19 protein-coding genes and 1 pseudogene are annotated in these 21,027 nt (G+C 34.0%); 4 read left to right on the plus strand and 16 right to left on the minus strand.

Translation table 11 applies throughout. The features are described from left to right. Nucleotides 1–226: 226 nt before the first annotated feature. The 10 genes and pseudogenes from purT to tsaE all read right to left on the minus strand — a co-directional run bounded on the left by purT (nucleotide 227) and on the right by tsaE (nucleotide 10,924). Nucleotides 227–1,408, minus strand: coding sequence for a formate-dependent phosphoribosylglycinamide formyltransferase (gene purT, locus J3U00_RS08580; RefSeq protein ID WP_267330867.1), 1,182 nt, complete (start codon nucleotides 1,406–1,408; stop codon nucleotides 227–229). Nucleotides 1,409–1,489: 81 nt separating this feature from the next. Beyond that, entirely contained in the window at nucleotides 1,490–2,788 is a 1,299-nt protein-coding gene (locus J3U00_RS08585; RefSeq protein WP_267332159.1) for an adenylosuccinate synthase, read from the minus strand. A 19-nt stretch (nucleotides 2,789–2,807) separates the two neighbouring features. Beyond that, complete coding sequence (gene hflC, locus J3U00_RS08590; RefSeq protein ID WP_065561907.1) at nucleotides 2,808–3,770, minus strand: protease modulator HflC; 963 nt, start codon at nucleotides 3,768–3,770, stop codon at nucleotides 2,808–2,810. Between the two features lie 10 nt (nucleotides 3,771–3,780). Beyond that, nucleotides 3,781–5,016 (minus strand): FtsH protease activity modulator HflK, encoded by a 1,236-nt coding sequence (hflK, locus tag J3U00_RS08595; RefSeq protein ID WP_267332160.1) that lies wholly within the window; start codon nucleotides 5,014–5,016, stop codon nucleotides 3,781–3,783. A gap of 23 nt (nucleotides 5,017–5,039) precedes the next feature. Continuing rightward, a complete protein-coding gene (gene hflX, locus J3U00_RS08600; RefSeq protein WP_065735273.1) occupies nucleotides 5,040–6,335 on the minus strand; it encodes a ribosome rescue GTPase HflX in 1,296 nt (431 codons plus the stop codon). A gap of 21 nt (nucleotides 6,336–6,356) precedes the next feature. Further along, entirely contained in the window at nucleotides 6,357–6,602 is a 246-nt protein-coding gene (hfq, locus tag J3U00_RS08605) for an RNA chaperone Hfq (protein WP_065561904.1), read from the minus strand. 311 nt (nucleotides 6,603–6,913) lie between these two features. Further along, nucleotides 6,914–7,825, minus strand: a complete 912-nt coding sequence (gene miaA, locus J3U00_RS08610) for a tRNA (adenosine(37)-N6)-dimethylallyltransferase MiaA (protein ID WP_267332161.1) — start codon at nucleotides 7,823–7,825, stop codon at nucleotides 6,914–6,916. Then, nucleotides 7,822–9,675: a DNA mismatch repair endonuclease MutL gene (gene mutL / locus J3U00_RS08615; protein ID WP_267330864.1), complete on the minus strand. Its 1,854-nt coding sequence runs from the start codon at nucleotides 9,673–9,675 to the stop codon at nucleotides 7,822–7,824. Before mutL ends, miaA begins: the two co-directional genes overlap by 4 nt. Before the next feature lie 20 nt (nucleotides 9,676–9,695). Beyond that, a pseudogene (locus tag J3U00_RS08620) lies at nucleotides 9,696–10,388 on the minus strand (N-acetylmuramoyl-L-alanine amidase); the annotation flags it as partial. 68 nt (nucleotides 10,389–10,456) lie between these two features. After that, the gene (tsaE, locus tag J3U00_RS08625) at nucleotides 10,457–10,924 is read right to left on the minus strand and encodes a tRNA (adenosine(37)-N6)-threonylcarbamoyltransferase complex ATPase subunit type 1 TsaE (protein ID WP_065735269.1); all 468 of its coding nucleotides are present in this window, start codon (nucleotides 10,922–10,924) and stop codon (nucleotides 10,457–10,459) included. Between the two features lie 129 nt (nucleotides 10,925–11,053). Here tsaE and tusB point away from each other — a divergent pair, with 129 nt between their 5' ends. The 3 genes from tusB to J3U00_RS08640 all read left to right on the plus strand — a co-directional run bounded on the left by tusB (nucleotide 11,054) and on the right by J3U00_RS08640 (nucleotide 13,132). Continuing rightward, a complete protein-coding gene (gene tusB, locus J3U00_RS08630; RefSeq protein WP_267332163.1) occupies nucleotides 11,054–11,335 on the plus strand; it encodes a sulfurtransferase complex subunit TusB in 282 nt (93 codons plus the stop codon). Between the two features lie 122 nt (nucleotides 11,336–11,457). Further along, complete coding sequence (locus J3U00_RS08635; protein WP_065561898.1) at nucleotides 11,458–12,021, plus strand: Sua5/YciO/YrdC/YwlC family protein; 564 nt, start codon at nucleotides 11,458–11,460, stop codon at nucleotides 12,019–12,021. 4 nt (nucleotides 12,022–12,025) lie between these two features. Next, entirely contained in the window at nucleotides 12,026–13,132 is a 1,107-nt protein-coding gene (locus tag J3U00_RS08640) for an anhydro-N-acetylmuramic acid kinase (protein WP_267332164.1), read from the plus strand. A 6-nt stretch (nucleotides 13,133–13,138) separates the two neighbouring features. On the opposite strand, the gene kdgR is transcribed toward J3U00_RS08640, so the two are convergent. From kdgR to J3U00_RS08660, 4 genes are all read right to left on the minus strand, one after another. Then, nucleotides 13,139–13,933, minus strand: a complete 795-nt coding sequence (gene kdgR, locus J3U00_RS08645; RefSeq protein ID WP_081299433.1) for a DNA-binding transcriptional regulator KdgR — start codon at nucleotides 13,931–13,933, stop codon at nucleotides 13,139–13,141. A 111-nt stretch (nucleotides 13,934–14,044) separates the two neighbouring features. Beyond that, nucleotides 14,045–14,365, minus strand: coding sequence for a cupin domain-containing protein (locus tag J3U00_RS08650; RefSeq protein WP_065561895.1), 321 nt, complete (start codon nucleotides 14,363–14,365; stop codon nucleotides 14,045–14,047). A 96-nt stretch (nucleotides 14,366–14,461) separates the two neighbouring features. Then, complete coding sequence (locus tag J3U00_RS08655) at nucleotides 14,462–15,256, minus strand: gluconate 5-dehydrogenase (RefSeq protein ID WP_416379909.1); 795 nt, start codon at nucleotides 15,254–15,256, stop codon at nucleotides 14,462–14,464. Nucleotides 15,257–15,303: 47 nt separating this feature from the next. Then, nucleotides 15,304–16,476 (minus strand): oligogalacturonate lyase family protein, encoded by a 1,173-nt coding sequence (locus J3U00_RS08660; RefSeq protein ID WP_065561894.1) that lies wholly within the window; start codon nucleotides 16,474–16,476, stop codon nucleotides 15,304–15,306. A gap of 232 nt (nucleotides 16,477–16,708) precedes the next feature. Here J3U00_RS08660 and J3U00_RS08665 point away from each other — a divergent pair, with 232 nt between their 5' ends. Further along, nucleotides 16,709–17,344, plus strand: coding sequence for an RpiB/LacA/LacB family sugar-phosphate isomerase (locus J3U00_RS08665; RefSeq protein ID WP_065561893.1), 636 nt, complete (start codon nucleotides 16,709–16,711; stop codon nucleotides 17,342–17,344). A gap of 224 nt (nucleotides 17,345–17,568) precedes the next feature. On the opposite strand, the gene J3U00_RS08670 is transcribed toward J3U00_RS08665, so the two are convergent. Beyond that, nucleotides 17,569–19,812 (minus strand): right-handed parallel beta-helix repeat-containing protein, encoded by a 2,244-nt coding sequence (locus J3U00_RS08670; protein WP_267332166.1) that lies wholly within the window; start codon nucleotides 19,810–19,812, stop codon nucleotides 17,569–17,571. A 35-nt stretch (nucleotides 19,813–19,847) separates the two neighbouring features. Further along, a complete protein-coding gene (locus tag J3U00_RS08675) occupies nucleotides 19,848–21,014 on the minus strand; it encodes a pectate lyase family protein (protein WP_065735265.1) in 1,167 nt (388 codons plus the stop codon). Nucleotides 21,015–21,027: the final 13 nt, after the last annotated feature.

The following is a 21,027-nucleotide window of genomic DNA, read 5'->3' on the forward strand; positions in this document are numbered from 1 at the left end:
TGAGTCCGTAGACTTTTAATTTTTCGTCTCGCAAGTGCCCACACAGATTGTCTGTTTCTTCTTTTTAAAGAGCTGACAGCTTTAAATTCAACTAAACATTTTGTTGTTTTAGTTTGCTGTCTCAAGGGTTGCGTATGTTACTCACTTCACATGTTTACGTCAACCCCTATTTTGCAAAATTTGCTTTTTTTGGATTAAGTGATTGCTTTTTACACAAAGCAACGTCTTATAGGGTTATTTTTAACTGTTTTACGATAGCATCGGCTTTATTTATTGCTTCTTCCACTGTTACAGCACTAGCAAGTGCAACCCCCATTCTACGGCAACCTTCAACTTGTGGTTTGCCAAATAAACGTAAATCAGTATTTGGTTGACTTAATGCGTTATCTATATTTGTGAACGATACCTGTTTTGATTCACCTTCAACCATTATGACCACAGATGCACTAGCATGATATTGTTCAATAAGTGGAATAGGCAAACCTAATATGGCTCTGGCATGTAAGGCAAACTCAGATAGATTCTGGGAAATTAAAGTTACCATTCCGGTATCATGAGGACGAGGCGATACTTCACTAAACCAAACTTTATCGCCTTTAACAAACAGTTCAACACCAAATAAACCGTGCCCGCCTAATGCTTCAGTTATTTTAGTTGCAATATCTTTTGCTTGCTCTAAAGCGTTACAAGACATTTGTTGAGGCTGCCAAGATTCCCGATAATCGCCTTTTTCCTGACGATGCCCAATCGGTTCACAATAAGAAACACCATTGATATGCCTAACTGTTAATAAGGTAATTTCGTAATCAAAGTCGATAAAACCTTCTATAATAACTTTACCGCCACCAGCTCGACCACCTTCTTGTGCATATTTCCAGGCTAATTGAAGATCAGCTTCACTGCGTAATAATGTTTGCCCTTTACCGGAAGAGCTCATCACTGGTTTAACTAAGCAGGGATAACCAATCTCTTTTACAGCATCTTTAAATTCTATTTCGGTTGAAGCAAACCGATAAGGTGAAGTTGGTAGATTTAGTTGCTCAGCAGCAAGGCGACGAATTCCTTCTCTATTCATGGTTAACGCGACTGCTTTTGCAGTGGGAATAACCGTAAATCCCTCTTGCTCTAACTCAACTAAAGTTTGTGTTGCAATGGCTTCAATTTCAGGAACAATAAAATCCGGTTTTTCCTGTTCAATAATTTTTCTCAGTTCATTACCATCTAGCATATTAATAATATGATAACGATGAGCAACTTGCATTGCTGGTGCATTAGCATAGCGATCAACAGCAATAACTTCACAACCAAACCTTTGTAGCTCTATCACAACTTCTTTAGCCAATTCACCTGCGCCACACAGCATAACTTTGGTTGAAGTCGGTGATAACGGCGTCCCTAATTTAGCCATAATGTCCTCATACTCAGTTAACTATTTTTAATATCCTAAAAATAAAAAATCGGGAAAACGCACCCGATTTTTTATTTACAATTACGCTTGATAAGGATCACGTAGAATCATGGTTTCGCTACGATCCGGACCTGTTGATATAATATCAATTGGTGTTTCGGTTAATTCTTCAATTCGTTTGATATAGGATTTGGCTGCTTGTGGTAAAGCATCATAACTTTTAATACCAAACGTTGACTCGCTCCAACCAGGCATAGACTCATATACAGGTTTTACTAAACTCCAATCTTCAGCAGCAGCTGGTGCATTTTTGATGACATCACCATTTGGTAATTGATAACCAACACAGATTTTGACTTCTTTAAGACCATCTAAAACATCAAGTTTAGTTAAACAGAAACCAGAAACTGAATTTAGTTGTACGGCTTTTCGTACAGCAACCGCATCAAGCCAACCAGTACGACGACGACGACCAGTTGTTGCACCAAATTCATTACCTTGTTTGCAAAGATATTCACCCACATCATCAAATAATTCAGTTGGGAAAGGGCCTGCACCGACACGAGTAGAGTAAGCTTTAACAATACCTAAAACATAACCAACATAACGAGGACCAAAGCCTGATCCTGTTGCTACACCGCCAGCAGTAGTATTTGAAGAGGTAACAAAAGGATAAGTACCATGATCAATATCAAGTAAAGTACCTTGCGCCCCTTCAAACATGATTCTTTCGCCTTTTTTCCGAGCATCTTCTAATAGTGTCGGAATATCTGCAATCATAGCCACTAAAATATCTGCAATCGCTAATGTGTCATCAAGGACTTTTTGATAATCAACCGCTTCAACTTTATAGTAATTTACTAATTGAAAGTTGTGGTATTCCATAACTTCTTTCAATTTTTCAGCAAATGCTTGGCGATCACGTAAATCACCTACACGCAATCCACGACGAGCGACTTTATCTTCATATGCAGGACCGATACCTCGACCTGTGGTGCCTATCGCTTTATTACCACGTGCTTTTTCTCGAGCTTGGTCTAATGCTATATGATAAGGCAATATTAAAGGACATGATTCTGAAATTAGAAGTCTCTCTTTAACAGGGATACCTTTTTCCTCAAGCTCTTTCATCTCTTTCATAAGAGCATCAGGACAAAGCACAACGCCATTTGCGATGATGCTAATGACATCATTACGTAAAATACCTGATGGAATTAAATGTAATACTGTTTTTTCACCATTAATAACTAAGGTGTGGCCAGCATTATGTCCGCCTTGATAACGTACCACATATTTTGCTTTTTCTGTGAGTAAATCAACAACTTTTCCTTTGCCTTCATCACCCCATTGTGTACCTAGCACAACAACATTATTACTCATAGTTTATTTACTCATTGTATTATTTGTTAGACTTTAGTTTCATATATTGGAAAAATTCACTATCAGGACTAATGACCATAACATCATTACCTGTAAAACTTTGTTCATAAGCTTTCAAACTACGAATAAAACTAAAAAATTCAATATCTTTACCAAAAGCTTCTGCATAAAGTTTAGCTGCATTTGCATCACCTTCACCACGAATAGATCGAGCTTGGCGCTCAGCTTCCGATATTATTTTAGTTTTTTCAAATGTAGCTTTCGCTCTTATTTCTTCAGCTTTTTTAACACCTTCATATCGTTTTTCACGCGCAATAATATCACGTTCAGCTCGCATGTTAGCATAAATTGATCCTGACACTTCAGCAGGGAAATTGATTTGTTTGATTCGAACATCGATCACAACAACCCCAAAGGACCTCAAACTGGCTTTACTATTTTCAGGATCTTTTTTCGCATCATTGACCAATTTATCGATTGGTAAATTTTCTTCAACATCTTGCGGTGAACCATTTAATGCATCTTTAACACTTGCCATTAATGAATTTCTTGATTTGGTATCAGCATTAGTATCATTAATGATATCTCGGTTACTTAATTTACCTATTTCAGAACGCAAACGACCATTTAAACGAGCCAAGATTAAGTCATTAACATCATTACCACCAGCAATAGTTTCATAATAACGATTAAAATCTACAATTTTCCATTGCACAAAATAATCGACTATTAACTCTTTCTTATGAACGTTAAAAAAACGCTTTTCGTTATTATTATTTGAGCTATTAGTGGTTTGTATTTTAGCGTCGATTATTTTAATGCTATCAACAAGAGGCATTTTAAAATGGAGACCCGGTTGAGATAACCCAATAATCTTATTAAAACGTAAAACCACACCACGCGTGCCTTCTTCAATCACATAAACACTTGAATAAAGCCCAACAATTAAAATTAAAACTATAGGAATCAATAATTTTCGCATTTTTCTCTCCTTATCGACCCATAGCTCGGTTACTTCGATTAATAGAACTATTATTTTGAGTTGCAGTGTTATTAGTTGTAGTGTTATCAGTTGTAGCGTTTTGTGCTTCATTGTTATTTTGAGAAGTACTATCAACTGTTTCTGAAGCTGCTGGCGGGTTGTTATTGCCATCACTACTTAAATTTGATAAGTTTGCTGATTCAGGTTCAATTTTATTTTTCACTAATTTTTCTAACGGCAATACCAATAAGTTACCACTCTTATCATTAACAATCACTTTTTGGGTTTTAGTTAATACTTTTTCCATTGTTTCAATATATAAACGATCTTTAGTAATTTCAGGCGCTGCTTTATATTGTGGTAATAATTTTTCAAACCGTGCAACATCACCAGCTGCTTCTAATTCAACTTGTACTTTATAAGCATTTGCATCTTCTAAAATAGTGGCAGAACGACCTTCCGCTTGCTGAATTAACTGCACTTTATATGCTTCAGCTTTTTTTATTTCCCGCTCACTATCATTTTGAGCTCGAATAGCATCAGCATAAGCATCTTGCACTTCGACAGGAGGACGCGCTACTTGGAAGTTAAGATCGACAATAGTAATACCCATATCATAATGAGAAATAACATTGATGAGTTCTTCTTTTGTACTGTTCTCTAGAACTGAGCGTCCATCTGAAATAATTGCATCAATATTAGAGCTCCCGATAGATGTTCTAAGCGCACTATCTGCTGCTTGACGTAAGCTATCTTCAACATTAGTTACATTAAATAAATATTTAATAGGATCACTAATTCGATATTGAACATTCATTTCAACAAAGACTAGATTTTCACCGTTATAACTAGTCGTTATAATATCACCCTGAACATTAAAGTTATAAGTTCCTTGGGTATCTACTTTATAAACTGTATCAATAAATGCTGGATTCCAATTTAAACCAGGTTGGATAATTTCAGGTTGAACTTGTCCAAAACGAGTTATTACACCTCGTTGGTTTTGGTTGATGGTATAAAAACCACTTACCCCCCAAATCAAAGCAAGCACTAAAATCATCGACATAATAATTTTAGAAGAACTCAAGTTAATATCTGAGGAACCTCGATTATTACTTGATCCACCTCTTTTTAAGAGATCTTTAATTTGATCAAATATTCCTCCCGACGAAGAATTGGAAGGTTTTTTGTTATTTCCCCATGGGTCGTTATCTTGTCCGTTATTGCCGGGCTGATTCCACGCCATATTTTATATGCTCCATTTAACAATTAGTTGTTATTTTGCGTATTGATTAAGTATAACAGATCTGGCTCTTGTTTACAGAGGCGATTCCATTCAATTAAAGGTATTCTTATATTTAGGTGAAAACTCCCATCATCTTCAATGACTTCATTCTCCACTGCATTTAATTTATATAGCCGACTTCTAAGTTTAGCTAAATAAGGAGGTAAGTTTAATTGGCAAACTTGAATTTGCCCAGAGAGCCTCTCTTTTAATGCGGTAAATAAAAGATCTAATCCTAAACTATTTTGAGCTGAAATCCAAACGCGAATTGGTACACCATTTTCGTCCCGATCAATACTCGGTTCCTTACCTTCTATTAAATCAATTTTATTCATCACTAACAAAGTAGGAATATCATGTGCATCAATTTCCAGTAATACCTCATCAACGGCATGAATATTATCTAATATATTAGGATCAGCTGCATCAACAACATGTAATAGTAGTGATGCTTCCTGTGTTTCTAATAAAGTTGCTTTAAAAGCAGCAATAAGATCATGCGGTAAATGACGTATAAATCCGACTGTATCAGCTAAAACAACCTCTCCAACATCTTCAACATTAATGCGTCTTAAAGTAGGATCTAGCGTCGCAAACAATTGATCGGCAGCATAAACTTCAGCATTAGTTAATGCATTAAAGAGAGTCGATTTACCAGCATTTGTATAACCAACTAATGATACCGTTGATAAATCTGCTTTACTTCTAGATTGACGATTTTGATTGCGCTGTTTTTCAACTTTAGCAAGTCTTGATAAAATTAATTGAATACGATGGCGAATTAATCTTCTATCAGTTTCTAACTGAGTTTCACCAGGTCCACGAAGGCCAATTCCACCTTTTTGGCGTTCTAAATGAGTCCAACCACGAACTAATCGAGTAGATAAATATTGCAATTGTGCTAATTCAACTTGTAATTTACCTTCATGTGTTCTAGCGCGCTGAGCAAAAATATCGAGAATTAATCCAGTTCTATCTACTACGCGACATTCACATAATTGCTCAAGATTGCGTTCTTGGGTCGGTGTTAAAGTATGATTAACTAAAATGACTGAAGCATTAAGTTCTTTTACTTTATCGGCGATTTCTAATGCTTTTCCTTCACCAATAAAATATTTAGCTTGTGGGGACTTTTTTGAGGTTGTCACAATATCGAGAATTTCAATTTGAGCAGAAGAAACAAGCACTTCAAACTCTTTTAAATCCTCGATATCGCTTTCTTGAGGGAAGAATACATGGACTAATAAGGCAGATTCACCACCTTTATATCGCTCAAACAATCACATTCTCCACCCAACTAATTAGCTTTCGCTGTCCTCTTCAGGTTGTGATATCAATCCAGAAATTGGTCTTGATGGTACCACAGTTGAGATAGCGTGCTTATATACCATTTGGCTAACAGTATTTTTTAATAAAATAACAAACTGATCAAATGATTCAATTTGTCCTTGTAATTTAATACCGTTAACTAAATAAATAGATACAGGAATATGCTCGCGACGAAGCAAATTTAAATAAGGATCTTGTAATGACTGCCCTTTTGACATGAGTTTATCCTTTAAGATGAAATAAAAATATAAAGATAAAATAAGTTTACAATCAACATAATAATTTAATTGATCGCAATATGAAATACTTATGTAGTATTTACCAAAATAACATAAAAAACTCAGCTCTTAAACTAATCAACAGTAATTTATGCACAAATAACTAAAAATTTAATAAATTAACGAAATTTATACAAACAAGTAACCTTAATCGTTAAGAAAAGTAGAAATTTTTTTAAGAAATGAAAAAATTTAGCGTATTATAATAACCAATAGAAAAAATACCAAAAACTATTACTACTATTTGTAACTTAAAAAATCTGATTAAAAACTGAATCTATATTATCATTATTTAACCATGTTATCGATTGTTTCCAACCTCTAAGCCATGTAATTTGCCTTTTTGCTAATTGGCGAGTAGCACAAATTCCTTTAAAAACCATTTCATCATAACTAGTATCGCCATTTAAATATTCCCACATTTGACGATACCCTACGCAACGTATAGAAGGTAGATTTAAATGAAGATCGGGGCGCTGCATAAGTTTTTTTACTTCATCTTCAAAGCCTTGATCTAGCATTTGTAAAAAGCGTTGTTCAATTCGTTGATGTAATTCTGCTCTATCTTCCGGCATGATAGCTAATTGCATAATATCATAAGGTAATGCATCACCACTTTCTTTAGTTAATTCAGTTAAACTTTTACCAGTAATAAGATAAACCTCTAATGCTCGATTAAGGCGTTGTGGATCATTGGGATGGATTCGCTGAGCTGATACAGGATCAACTTTTTTTAACTCCTCATGAATCGCTTGCCAACCTAATCGATTTGCTTTTTCCTCAATTTGATCGCGAATATCACTATTTGCCGCAGGAAGAGGAGAAAGTCCTTCAATTAACGCCTTAAAATACAACATTGTTCCACCAACTAATAATGGCGTTCGGCCATTACTTAATGATTTTTCAATTTCTACAATAGCATCATGCCTAAAGTTAGCAGCAGAATAACTTTCTGCAGGGTCACAAATATCAATAAGTTTATGTGGATATTTAAGTTGTTCTTCTTTAGTTGGTTTTGCACTGCCAATATCCATACCTCGATAAATAAGTGCGGAATCAACACTAATAATATCTATAGGATACTTGTCGTAAAGCGCCATGGCATAAGCAGTTTTACCCGATGCGGTTGGCCCCATTAACGAAATAATTTTTGGTTTATTCATGATAAAATTGATTGTGAAAAAGATTGAAGATCAATCGGATATAAAAAGCTATCTTGTTGTAATAAATTAATATCTATCTGTTCTAATTGTACTAATAACTCGATAGCTTTAGTTATATTCCAATTTTCAACAGAATCATCTCCACAATTTTCAACCAACCAAGCTATAATTTGCGTTGGATCGAGCACATCCTTACCGGATGATAAAAGAAACGAAATTAAAGTTGGTAATAATTTTTGCCAATTTGTAGTTCTTAACATTTTTGGCACATTATGCAAATGCAATTTTGCTTTATCAATATAAAAATCAAAGCCTAAAAACTTCAATTGTTCTTGATAATCATTTAATACTTTTTGTTCTTTCTTATTAATTAAAATTGTCAATGGAATGAGTAATCTTTCTGACTCGTTAGATAATAATTTAACTGAATTTACTTTCTGTTGAGCAACCGACAACTTCATTAACATGAACTTTTGTTGATTATCTTCTGATTTTTCAATTAAGGCTATATCTGGTTGAATAACCGTTAATACTTTACCAAATTGTACTAGTGAAGATCTATCAATTTGCTGATGTAGTGATTGCAAAGGTACATTTCGTTTAGGAAACAATCCCTCAATAACCGCTTGTTGTGGTGCAGTTATAGAACTATCATCATCCGATAATTCAAAAGATTTTAAGAGCGTTTTTTCTATTGCTCCTTTTAACTTAGTATCAACCAATTGCCCATATAGTCTATTTTCTTTAACATGATTAATAGCTTTTTTAGGTAATGCGCTAGTTGGTGAATAAGTTTTATTCTCAGTTTTATTATTAAAAATATTCTCACCAGCTGCTTGCCGATTCGGCATCATTAGCACATTTTCGTCATTGGCAAGTTGTTGGTTTGACTCAAGCGCCATGACAATAGCTTGATAAACAAAGTCATGCACCAATCTTGCTTCATGAAAACGCACTTCATGCTTAGCAGGATGAACATTCACATCAATTTGTTTAGGGTCGATCTGTAAAAAAATGACATAACTCTGTTGTTCATTAGTTCGGCTACTATAAGCTTGACGCAAAGCATGATTAATTAATTTATCTTTTATTACCCGCCCATTAACATAAAAATATTGCAACTCACTCACTTCACTGCTACTTACCCATCCTTGGATGAATAAATCATTATGTTGCCAATCTAATTTTATCGCTTTTTGAACAAATGTACGTCCACAAACTAATTCAACACGTTTTTCAAGAAGTGATTCTCGATACTGTTTGACGAGTTTCCCATTGTGCTGCAAATTAAAAGTAATATCAGGTCTAGCAAGTGCAATTCGACGAACAAACTCCTCAATATGCATAAATTCTGTTTTATCAGTTTTAAGAAAGCGACGTCTAGCAGGCGTATTGTAAAACAGATCAAGAACTTCAACCGTCGTTCCAACAGGATGTGCAGCCGGTTTAATTGTTGGTTTCATTTCACGACCTTCAGCATAAACTTGCCATGCCTCAGACTGATCGGCTGTGCGTGAAGTTAAGGTTAACCGAGCAACAGAACTGATACTTGCCAGCGCTTCACCACGAAACCCCAAACTCATTATGGTATCCAAATCATCCAACGTATTAATTTTGCTGGTTGCATGGCGAGCTAAAGCTAATGCCAATTCATCTTTAGCAATACCATTACCATTATCACGAATACGAATTAATTTACTGCCACCTTGTTCGACATCGATATCAATTTGAGTACTACCAGCGTCAATGCTGTTTTCAACTAACTCTTTGATCACCGATACTGGTCGTTCAACCACTTCACCAGCAGCGATTTGGTTAGCTAATTGAGGAGATAATATATGAATAGCCATTAATGCTGTTTCCCAAAATTAGGGTTCTGTTTGACATAATTTTTTATACCTTGATAAATCAATTTAGCAATTTTATCTTGATGAGCATTACTTGATAACAAACTTTCTTCAGCTTCGTTAGTAATGAATCCAACCTCAATTAATATTGAAGGGATATCAGGTGAACGCAATACACCTAAACTTGCGTGCTCAGGCCTATTCTTATGCAATTTAATGACACCTTTCATCTCTTTTAAAACCTGAGTGGCTAATTCATAGCCAACCCGCTGAGAATAAGAGAATTGTAAATCTAATACTGCTTGGCTTAAATTTTGGTCATGATCATCACTTAATGCGTCACCTGCACCACCTAATAATTGCGATTGTTTTTCATCTTGTTCAAGCCAGCGCCCCAATTCTGTATCGGCGCGTTTAGTAGATAATACCCAAACTGATGCACCAGACGCGCTACGATTAGGTGCAGCATCTGCATGAATAGAAATTAATAAGTTTGCTTTACTTTTACGGGCAATATCAGAACGTTGAGGTACAGAAATAAAATTGTCCGTGCTACGTGTTAATACGCCTTTGAAGTTAGGATCTTTATTCAATAAATTAGTTAATTTTTTTGCTATCGAAATGGTGACATTTTTTTCGTATAACTTATTTTTACCAACGGCACCAGAATCCTTACCACCATGACCAGCATCAACAGCAATAACGACTTGTGAAGCATAAACTGAGCCACAAAGCAGTAATAATATAAAAAAAGTGAGTATTTTTTTCATTTTTTTCGCTAATTTTATTGGTTAATAATAGCTTGCCCTTTTTCACTGTTTGCTTGCAAACAAACTGTGCGTTCAAGCGCCAAATAAGCCAAATGAATTTCAATATCGGCTGGAGGTAAAATACCTTCAGCCTGCATAGGCCACTCAATTAAGCAAATTGATTTCGATGAAAAATATTCACGAATCCCCATAAACTCTAACTCTTCTGGATCAGCTAATCGATATAAGTCAAAGTGATATACTGAAAACATATCAAATTGATAAGGTTCAACAAGAGTATAAGTCGGACTTTTAACATTTCCGACATGCCCGAGCTGCTGCAAAAAGCCACGGCTAAACGTTGTTTTACCAGCACCAAGATCGCCTATCAGATAGATAACAATTGCACTATCATGATTAGACAAATATTTTAAACACTGCTCAGCCAATTGTTGACCAAACAAAATTGTTTCTTGTTCATTGGCTAAAATAATAGGTTTCATGACGAATTCTTTGCTCAATAAATAGTCCTTATTATATACTAATAAAGATGTACCAAGTAAAATTAACTCTAATTTATATCAAAAAAAGTTGAGGAACGGGGTTTTTGAAGGGTAATTTAAGGGTAACAAATGCTACATACCATCACAACAAATAACCAATCAACAATTGATCCAACGCTAATTTCAGCGCAAGATGCAGTACTTTTCTGGCAAAATGGCGTAATTATAGCTTGTCAAAATAATCCCATATTGAAGGCTATTTTACAAAATACCCAAAATTGTTTTGTGCTTGATAATGATATTAATGCTCGTAATTTAGCTTCACTAATAGATCCAAGAGTAAAAATAATCAGTATGCAGCAGGTTGTTGATTTAACTGTTAACTATTTCCCACAAATGAATTGGGAGTAATTTGACTAATTATCTTAAACCGGTATTTATCTTAATATCACTGCTACCATCTTCAATTTGCAAATAGGCTTACCTCAGTTTAATATAATTTTTAACAATAGTTGGTAAACATACAAAATTTAATGGCAAACTTATTAAGTCTTTTAGAAATCAATTCATTATTAAAAAAAGGTGAAGTGGTTGCTTATCCAACTGAAGCTGTTTTTGGTTTAGGTTGTGATCCCGATTGTGAATCAGCAGTTTTTAAATTGTTAAAATTAAAACAACGTTCAGTTGAAAAAGGTTTAATTTTAATTGCGAGTCACTATGAACAACTGATCCCTTATATTGATCAATCGGCTTTGACTCAAGTTCAAAAACAGATGGCTATTGATAGTTGGCCCGGTCCTAATACTTGGGTTTTTCCGAAAAATATTAATACACCAAATTTTTTGAGCGGAAAATATCATTCTATCGCCGTTCGCGTTACTGATCATCCATTAGTATGTAAACTTTGTGATTTATTTGGTAAGCCATTAGTTTCGACAAGTGCCAACCTTTCTGGTCATCAATCTTGTAAAACAGCAATAGAAGTTGCAAACCAATTTGGTCAATTTTTTCCAATTTTAGATGGTAAAACCGGTGAGCGTTCACAACCATCAATCATCCGGGATGTCCAAACTGGTACTATCATTCGACAAGGATAATATTATGCAAAATTTATACATTGGCGTAATGTCAGGTACCAGTATGGATGGTGTTGATATTGCATTAGTTGATATTACTGATGGGAATATTACTTCGATTGCTAGTGATTGCTACCCAATGCCAACTGAAATTAAAAGTCAATTATTAACGCTTTGTAATAGTAAGCAAACTACATTACAAGCGCTCGGTGAGCTTGATCACCAGCTTGGTATGCTTTACGCAATAAGCATTGATCAGTTTATAAAGCAAAATCATATTGATAAAAAACAAGTTAAAGCCATTGGTTGCCATGGGCAAACTATTTATCATTCTCCTAATAGCCAACATCCCTTTACTATGCAAATTGGTGATGCCAATATCATTGCTGCTAAAACAGGCATTACAACAATTGCTGATTTTCGTCGTAAAGATATGGCTTATGGTGGCCAAGGAGCACCATTAGTTCCGGCTTTTCACAAAGCGATATTCTTAAATCCGTCAATTAACTGTGTTGTTTTAAATATTGGTGGTATTAGCAATATTTCCGTTCTAATACCAGGCCAACCTGTAATTGGTTATGACACTGGGCCAGGCAATGTTTTACTTGATAGTTGGATAAATAAAAATCTAGGGAAAAACTACGATAAAGACGGCTTATGGGCTAAATCAGGAAAAGTTGATCAAAGTTTATTAAATACGTTATGTGATGAAAATTATTTTCAACTACCAGCCCCAAAAAGTACTGGTAGAGAATTATTTAACTTAACTTGGCTTAACCAAAAACTCAGTAACGTCAATCTAAACGCTCAAGATATTCAAGCAACACTCGTTGAATTTACTGCTACCACTGTTGCTCATGAGATTAATAAATTATCAATAAATGCTCATTTACCTTGTCAATTGCTAGTTTGTGGCGGAGGAGCAAAAAATCCTCTGATTATGAAACGATTGTCAGCATTATTACCAAAATGGGAAGTTTTGACCACAGATGTGAAAGGGGTAAGCAGTGACGATATGGAAGCGATTGCTTTCGCTTGGCTTGCATATTGTAGGATGAATAATATTCCATCTAATATTCCAGAAGTAACTGGAGCAAACCAAGCGGTAAGCTTAGGAGTTATTTATCAATAATAACCTTTAATCTGATAATTTTGATTGCTTATTATAACCAATTAGTTCAGATATTTTAGCGGCAGCTTGGCTAATTTCACCGACAAGTTTAGCTTCATCTTCTGCTGTATTACATCTAAAGATAGAGGTTGATAAACTTAAGGCTGCAATAATATTACCTAAACGATTATAAATTGGCACAGCAAAACAACGTAAACCAAGCTCTGATTCTTCATCATCTTTGCCATAACCTAAACGTTTAACTTCATCAAGTTCAGCAAAAAATGCCTCTTTATTAGTGATTGTTTTAGGTGTGTATTGAACAAAATTAATGCCGTTTACTAAACTTTTTTTGCTTTCATCATCTAACCAAGCCAATAAAACCTTACCTAATCCACTGGCATGTACAGTTGCTTGATTACCAATTTTAGAGGTTAAACAAAGACTATACTGTTCAGATGCCACTTTATTAATATAAATAATTTGGTCACCTTCACGAACAGCTAAGTGGATCGTTTCTTTAGTTTTATCCCTTAGCTTTCTCATTTCTAAATCAGCAATAGCTAAAAAGTTTTGGTGATAAAGTACACGGTTGCCTAAATCAAGTAATTTTAAATTAAGAGAATATTTATCTGAATCTTCTTCTTGATTAACATAACCTAATGATTTCATGGTTTGTAAAAAACGGTAGGCAGTGCTTTTAGGCATCATTACTTTTTGCGATAATTCTGATATAGCAATGTCTTTAGATTCGGATAAAGCTTCTAAAATTCCGAAAACTTTTAAAACCGAAGCAACCGATTCTGGTGAGCTATCATTCATTATTAGCACATCTCCTTACTAAAAATTAGTCATTATTCTATTATTAAATGATCAACTAGAACAAATCAAAATTATCGAAAGTATATCATAATTAATAATGAACTAGCTATTTTATAAAAAATCTAATCTTTGAGGAGTAAACATATCAAGCAAAACGCCAGCTTGTTTGCAAACACAACCATGTTCAATATTGGGTTTTTTATATAATGTATCACCAGCACGAACAATCTTAGTCTCATCACCGATAGTAAATTCAAATTCACCAGACAAAACATAGGTTAGTTGTTCATGTGGATGATGATGCATCGCACCAATTGCGCCAGTTTCAAAATGAACTTCAACCGCCATCATATTACCATCATGAGCTAAAATTTTACGTTTAACCCCATTTCCTAAATCAATTAATTCAATATCTGAATTAAAACAAAACATGACATTACTCCTAAATTTATAAAAAAAACAGAGATAATAAATAATATCCTTTTATTTTATTATCTCTTAAATTATCTAATTTTTAACCTTATTTTATTAAGGTTGTTTACCGATATAAGCTAAAATACCACCATCAACATAAAGAATATGGCCGTTAACAAAATTTGATGCTTCCGATGCTAAAAATACGGCTGCACCAGCTAAATCATCAGGAGTTCCCCATCGGCCTGCCGGTGTTTTAGCAATAATGAACTGATCAAATGGGTGACGAGAACCATCTGCTTGTTTTTCACGTAATGGCGCAGTTTGAGGAGTGGCAATATAACCTGGACCAATACCGTTACATTGAATATTGGCATGACCAAATTCAGAACAGATATTTTTGGTTAACATTTTTAAACCACCTTTAGCCGATGCATAACCAACAACCGTTTCACGACCAAGTTCACTCATCATTGAACAGATGTTGATAATTTTGCCACTTCCTTTTTTGATCATTGAAGGAAGGACTGCTTTTGCCATAATAAATTGACCTGTTAAGTCGATATCAATAATTTTACGATAATCAGCCGCACTTGTTTCAAGCATTGATTTGCGTTGAATAATACCAGCATTGTTGACTAAAATATCAATCACACCATGTTCTTTTTCAATTTGAGCAATCGATTTTTCAACAGCAACTTCATCCGTAATATCAAATAGATAACCATGGGCATCAATACCAGCTGCTTTATAAGCATCAAGTCCTTTTTGTAAATTTTCAGGCACGACATCATTAAATACGATTTTCGCTCCGGCACCGGCTAATGATTTTGCTATCTCAAAACCGATGCCATAAGAAGCGCCCGTTACCAGCGCTATTTTATTGTTGAGTGAAAATTTATTTAAAATCGACATAATTATATTCTCCGTTATAGTTATGATAGACAAAAGGTCTATCACATTTCTTCTAATATGTTAGCTGGCACTTTGGTTAAATAAAGTGCAGGTTCATCTTGTGCATCACATGAATATAAAACGTATTTATTATCAGGTGAAAATGATGGATGAGGGTGAGTAACTTGACGATCACCATCTAAAACTCGCCATGTACTATTATGCTTAACCAACTTATGAGCTGTTTTTGTTTTAGGTGCTAAAATGTAAAGCCATGGATCATTTTCAATTTTATAGCCACTTGTATCAATTACATCTACAGGACTGCCTGTTCCATCACCAATATAAAGTGTTCCATCAAAATTACTCATTAAGTGCGAACAAGCTGGCATCTCCATGATTTCTTTATCTTCATCAGTTACCGGATTATAAAGACGAATATATCGTTCTTGTTGCCCTTTCATATAAGATACATAAGCTAATCCAGAACCATCTGGAACCCAAAATTCATGAGTGCAACTTTCACCAGGTAAATTATCATGCGCTTTTCGTTCATTTTTACCATCACGATCAACCAACCAAATTCTTGCATCAACTAAATCATGAGGACCTTCATGACAAAATGCGATAGTTTTATCATCAAAAGGTCTAAAAATTGGGTGACCTAACCATACATTCTGATCAATAACTGTTTTAGCTACACCTGTTTCAATATCAATCTTGATTAAACGGCAGTGTGGATTCTTATCATAAAATGCTTTAAATATTGTCCAATCGGTAAGTGGCGTCCAATCTTTTTTATCAATTTCAATTCCAACAATTTCATTACAATCACTATTAGCAACCCATGTGCCGTAACCAACCCATTCATCAGGAACAGTATAAACATTTTTTTCTTCTAATGTTTCAAGATTAACTTGTTGTAAGTTACGTTCATTTTTAACATAGTATAAAAATTTGTCATCTGGTGATAAAAAACCGCCGAAAGTATTATCGCCAGGTCCTTCAGTAAGTTGTTTTGCTGTTTGTTTTTCAATATCGAGTAAATAATAGTTACGATGAGTATCAAATTCACCAGCAAAAAGTAATTTTTGACCATCATTGGTAAAACATTTTTGATAAAAATAATTACGGTGGCATAAAATACCTTCTGGCGTTAACCGAATAATTTCATTTTTTGAATCTTCATCTGTAAATGATGAATATGATAGCCTTACGATATTCCCCTTAGCCATATGAACTCCCTGAATATAAATATAATTAAATGTTTAAAAGATTTTCATTTATTAAATATAGTAATATAAAAATTAAGACGTTTTTGTGACTTTCATCACATTGCAATAAATTTATTAAAACATCGTTTTATTTTAGTTAAAAAAATTGATATATTTTTGGGTGAGCTTATAATGAAAACGAAATGTACTAATATATAATTAGTTATTATTTCTATCAAAATAGAGGAAAATCATGAAAATAGCACTAATGAACGAATTTAGCCAAGCAGCTAAAAATCCAATTATTTTAAATGAATTGAAAAATGCAACTGAGAAATACGGACATACTGTTTTTAACGTTGGCATGGATGGCGACAATGATAAAAAATTAACTTATGTTCATTTAGGTATTATTAGCGCTATTTTATTAAACAGTAAAGCCGTTGATTTTGTTATCACAGGATGTGGTACAGGACAAGGCGCATTAATGGCGTTAAATGCATTCCCAGGTGTTAACTGTGGTTATTGTATTGAACCTACTGATGCCTATTTATTTGCACAAGTAAATAACGGTAATGCGTTATCACTTGCATTTGCTAAAGGCTTTGGTTGGGGTGCAGAACTCAATGCTCGTTATATTTTTGAAAAAGCATTTGATGGCGAAAAAGGATTGGGTTATCCACCTGAGCGTCGTGAATCTCAAAATGCTAATGCTGTAATTTTAAATGATATGAAAAATGCAGCAGGAAAAAGTTTAATTGAAGCATTGAAGTCAATTGATCAATCATTACTTAAAGATGCGATCAGAGGTGAGCGTTTCCAAAAATGTTTATTTGAAAATAGTCAAGATTCTGAAATAACCAATTACATCAAAAGCTTACTAGCTTAATTTAGAGTTTACTACATCCGTCAATTTTGTGCCATTTCAACTTAACTGGTGAAATGGCTCAATTCACTATTTTTAATCGTTTCTAACTTAATAGAATAAATTCTAATGTATTTTTCATTAACAAATGATTAAACCGATTTAATTTAAAAATAGAGGAATGAGATTGCTGATTGAAAAGATTAAAAGTGCTAAATCTTACTAGATCTAGCACTCTATTATTTTAATTATTTAGCTTTATTTTTTTCGATTAGCGTTTTTAGCTCTTTTGGTAACACTATATTACCGTTTTTATCTCGAGTGATTTTAAAGTCACTATTTCCTTTCCATAATTGATTGCTGGTTACAGATTTAAAATCTTTACTTTTAATCTGTGGTCCAAATGAATCTTTTATCGCTGATTGCCAGCTATCACGAATAGAATAATTGTGTTCAAAAATGACCACTGGTTTTAAAAATTCATAAGGATTAGCGCGTAAAATATAATTATACCTCGCACTATTGATCGAAAGATTATTCTTCATGATATAAGAACCAGTATTAAAATTATCAGTAAAGCCATCCATATTATTATTTAAGGAAATTGAATTGATAATTTTATGATTTACAGGTTGACCTTCTGCTCCTAATTTAAAACCATTACCTATACTTCCTTTAGCAATATTGGGTTTTGAAAAAGGAAAACCGTTTGAATATGTAACAGAACTATCAATTAATACCGGATCATTTGGGCCATCTTCAATCTTGTTATAAAGATCGAAACCATCATCAGTATTATTATGAGCAATACACCCTCTAAATACATTCCCTTTACCAACACCCAATTTAGCGGCAAAACCATCAGCATTTTTACCTGATTTATCCATATTATTATAAGAATCAGAGTTAAGAATTAAGTTATAAGATGGCCAATAAATTCGATTTTGATTTTTCTTTTTAGCTGAGATTGCCAAACCGGTATCACTATTATTACGTGTAATAACCTGATCAATCACATTATGACTGCCCGAAATTCTTAAATAAGCTGGTTTATTATCTTTATCATCAATATTTCCATCAAAGATAACCTGCTTAATAGCCCAATAGTTGCTATCTAAATTAAACGTAGTGTTAATAAAAATCGCTTTATGCTTATTAATGGCTTGTATGGTTTTTAATTTACCGGGTAATCCACTTAATTGAGCCGGAAGAGTTATGCCGTCATAATAACCATCCATCAAATGAATAACACCGCCCGGTTCAACGCTATTAACAGCCGTTTCGAAATCAACCGGTGATTGTTTGGTACCTTTATTATCCTTTTTACCTTCTGGCGAAACAATAATATTAGATAAATTTTCAATCGATGATTTATTTAGATTAATTGTAAAAATTTGAGTATTATTTTTAGCATTAGCTGTAAATTCAACAGTAAAGGTGTTACTTCCATCTTTTAGCTGAGCTGGAAACTGTAATAACTTACCAACTTCCGCATTCAACGTTTTATTAATTTCTTTAACAAATACGGTACCTGAAGTATTTGGGAAAAATTGTAATGTATAATTTTTACTATATACATCATTCGGTGATGATAAAATTAACGTTGGTTTAATATCAACAATTACCTCAGGTTTAGCGGGTAATTTATCATAATCAACCGTTACATCACTGAGGGTTAATTTAGAATTTTTGAACTCAACTTTTGCGTTTCTAGAAGCAAAAAAGCCGACATAAATATTTTTGTTATCTTGTTGATTTAAGAATCCTGAATAATCATTAGTTGCCCACTGTTTCTCTTCACCAGTCGCATTATTTTTCATCGATAAGATAAATTGATCTGCCGTTCTGGTCATTGTTAAATGCATACTTTTAACATCAACATAATTAACATTTTCAACATAACCAACTTTCTCAATTGATATGCCTTCATTACCCCATGCTTTTTTTACACCATCACGTACTAAGCCGGTTACTTTTACTAAATTATCATTTTTTTGATTTTGAGTAATTAATGCATTCATTATTACATTTGAAGCATTTGGAAACTCCTCATAACCAGCCGGCTGAGGATCACTTCTAGCAACGCCAATAGTATCACGAGCAAATAAACCAACCGCTTCTTGAGCGGCAGGCGTTTTTCCATCCACTTCAGGTCCTATTTGCTCTAAGGTAACATCACTTTCTAAAGTAAAAGTTTGATTAACGGGTAATTGAGTATAAAAAACCACCATTCCATCATGCGAGTTAGCAATTTTACCGCCTCGACTCTCTAAATAGAAATCTGACGGCAATTGATAAGGTTGATTTGGAACTAAATAATCTTTTTGACCAGCTATCCATGCATTATTGGTTCCTACTTTTTCAGGCTTGATAAGTGAGGCAAAATTTAAGTCAGTCGATTGGCCAAATGCTATCGCTTTCCACTCTTGTGCAGAAGCTGCGCTAACATAAAGCGAAGACAGACAAAGTATTGAAGTTAATATTTTTTTCATTATGGGTCCTAACATTTTTGTTTATTTCAATAATTCTAAAGCTTTCCACTACCGACTAATCGTCCATAGTTTTTACTAAATTGCTTAATATCATCCACGCTATATTGATAAGGCACAGACCAATTCAAATTATCAACAAAACCACATGATGATAATTTCAACTTAGATTGATTAAATAGAGAATTATTATCCCGAAGGTTATCGCCTTTAAACTGTTTAGCTACTTTGCAGTTATCTTTTAAACCATCAATCATAAATTGATTATTTTCCGAAAGCACACTACCTTTATAGCCTAAGCCAATAGAGTATTGATATGGGTATACAGTTTTAGATTTATTAACCGATCCTTTAAACAGGTTGTTATACATGTGGATTTTGCCAAACCTTACTCTTGGTGCGCGTTGAGTGATGTCTAAAAAAACATTATGATGAAGCGTGATATTTAACTTATTCTCATCCTGATCAGCATTTTTATCACTATGGCCAATTAACATAGTCTTATCATGGTTTTCAAATAGACAATAAGAGATAGTAATGAAATCACTACCACGCTTAATATCCAATAAACCATCATGTTGTACATATTTCCAGCCATCTTTTTCCTGGTACATATCATCGGTAAATTTACCATCAGTTAGAGTGACATGATCAATCCAAACATAAGTTGAGGTAATAATATTTATCCCATCCCATTCAGCATTCCATCCATCTCCCTCTTCAAATTTTGGCGCAACATCAATTGGTGCTTCAATTTTTAAATTTCGAATAATGACATTATTTACTTTAGACAACATAAGTGAACCATTGATAAAACCAGCATTATTACCAACACCAATTAATGTGGTATCACTAGGAATTTTGATCAACGAACGAGATTTTTGATCATCAAAGTCTTTGTAAGGTTTGCCTTCACTAATATCTATAATCCCAGAGACTTGAATAATACGAGGCTGATTTTTATTGATCGCAATCGCATCTAAAAGATCTTTTTTGTTATTCACCATAAAGATCATTTTTTCATTTGCTTTAGCGCCACCGATCGTGCCCGTATTTGTCGCTAAATCATAACCACCAAAACCGTCTCTAGGTGCAACATCACGAGCTTCTCTAATTTTGATAGGAGACGGAGATAATGCATGACATGCAGCAATAGATGAATTAATTGCCAAAGGAACTAATAGCGCAATGATTAATTTTTTCATTTAACAAATACCT

The sequence above is a fragment of the Gilliamella sp. B3127 genome (assembly GCF_026536935.1).
Classification (GTDB): domain Bacteria; phylum Pseudomonadota; class Gammaproteobacteria; order Enterobacterales; family Orbaceae; genus Gilliamella; species Gilliamella apicola_E.

What these genes read in the sequence shown, in the direction of transcription:
- purT (WP_267330867.1), bottom strand. Translation starts at nt 1,408, where the DNA reads ATGGCTAAATTAGGGACGCCGTTATCACCGACTTCAACCAAAGTTATG.
- J3U00_RS08585 (WP_267332159.1), bottom strand. Translation starts at nt 2,788, where the DNA reads ATGAGTAATAATGTTGTTGTGCTAGGTACACAATGGGGTGATGAAGGC.
- hflC (WP_065561907.1), bottom strand. Translation starts at nt 3,770, where the DNA reads ATGCGAAAATTATTGATTCCTATAGTTTTAATTTTAATTGTTGGGCTT.
- hflK (WP_267332160.1), bottom strand. Translation starts at nt 5,016, where the DNA reads ATGGCGTGGAATCAGCCCGGCAATAACGGACAAGATAACGACCCATGG.
- hfq (WP_065561904.1), bottom strand. Translation starts at nt 6,602, where the DNA reads ATGTCAAAAGGGCAGTCATTACAAGATCCTTATTTAAATTTGCTTCGT.
- miaA (WP_267332161.1), bottom strand. Translation starts at nt 7,825, where the DNA reads ATGAATAAACCAAAAATTATTTCGTTAATGGGGCCAACCGCATCGGGT.
- mutL (WP_267330864.1), bottom strand. Translation starts at nt 9,675, where the DNA reads ATGGCTATTCATATATTATCTCCTCAATTAGCTAACCAAATCGCTGCT.
- tsaE (WP_065735269.1), bottom strand. Translation starts at nt 10,924, where the DNA reads ATGAAACCTATTATTTTAGCCAATGAACAAGAAACAATTTTGTTTGGT.
- tusB (WP_267332163.1), top strand. Translation starts at nt 11,054, where the DNA reads ATGCTACATACCATCACAACAAATAACCAATCAACAATTGATCCAACG.
- J3U00_RS08635 (WP_065561898.1), top strand. Translation starts at nt 11,458, where the DNA reads ATGGCAAACTTATTAAGTCTTTTAGAAATCAATTCATTATTAAAAAAA.
- J3U00_RS08640 (WP_267332164.1), top strand. Translation starts at nt 12,026, where the DNA reads ATGCAAAATTTATACATTGGCGTAATGTCAGGTACCAGTATGGATGGT.
- kdgR (WP_081299433.1), bottom strand. Translation starts at nt 13,933, where the DNA reads ATGAATGATAGCTCACCAGAATCGGTTGCTTCGGTTTTAAAAGTTTTC.
- J3U00_RS08650 (WP_065561895.1), bottom strand. Translation starts at nt 14,365, where the DNA reads ATGTTTTGTTTTAATTCAGATATTGAATTAATTGATTTAGGAAATGGG.
- J3U00_RS08660 (WP_065561894.1), bottom strand. Translation starts at nt 16,476, where the DNA reads ATGGCTAAGGGGAATATCGTAAGGCTATCATATTCATCATTTACAGAT.
- J3U00_RS08665 (WP_065561893.1), top strand. Translation starts at nt 16,709, where the DNA reads ATGAAAATAGCACTAATGAACGAATTTAGCCAAGCAGCTAAAAATCCA.
- J3U00_RS08670 (WP_267332166.1), bottom strand. Translation starts at nt 19,812, where the DNA reads ATGAAAAAAATATTAACTTCAATACTTTGTCTGTCTTCGCTTTATGTT.
- J3U00_RS08675 (WP_065735265.1), bottom strand. Translation starts at nt 21,014, where the DNA reads ATGAAAAAATTAATCATTGCGCTATTAGTTCCTTTGGCAATTAATTCA.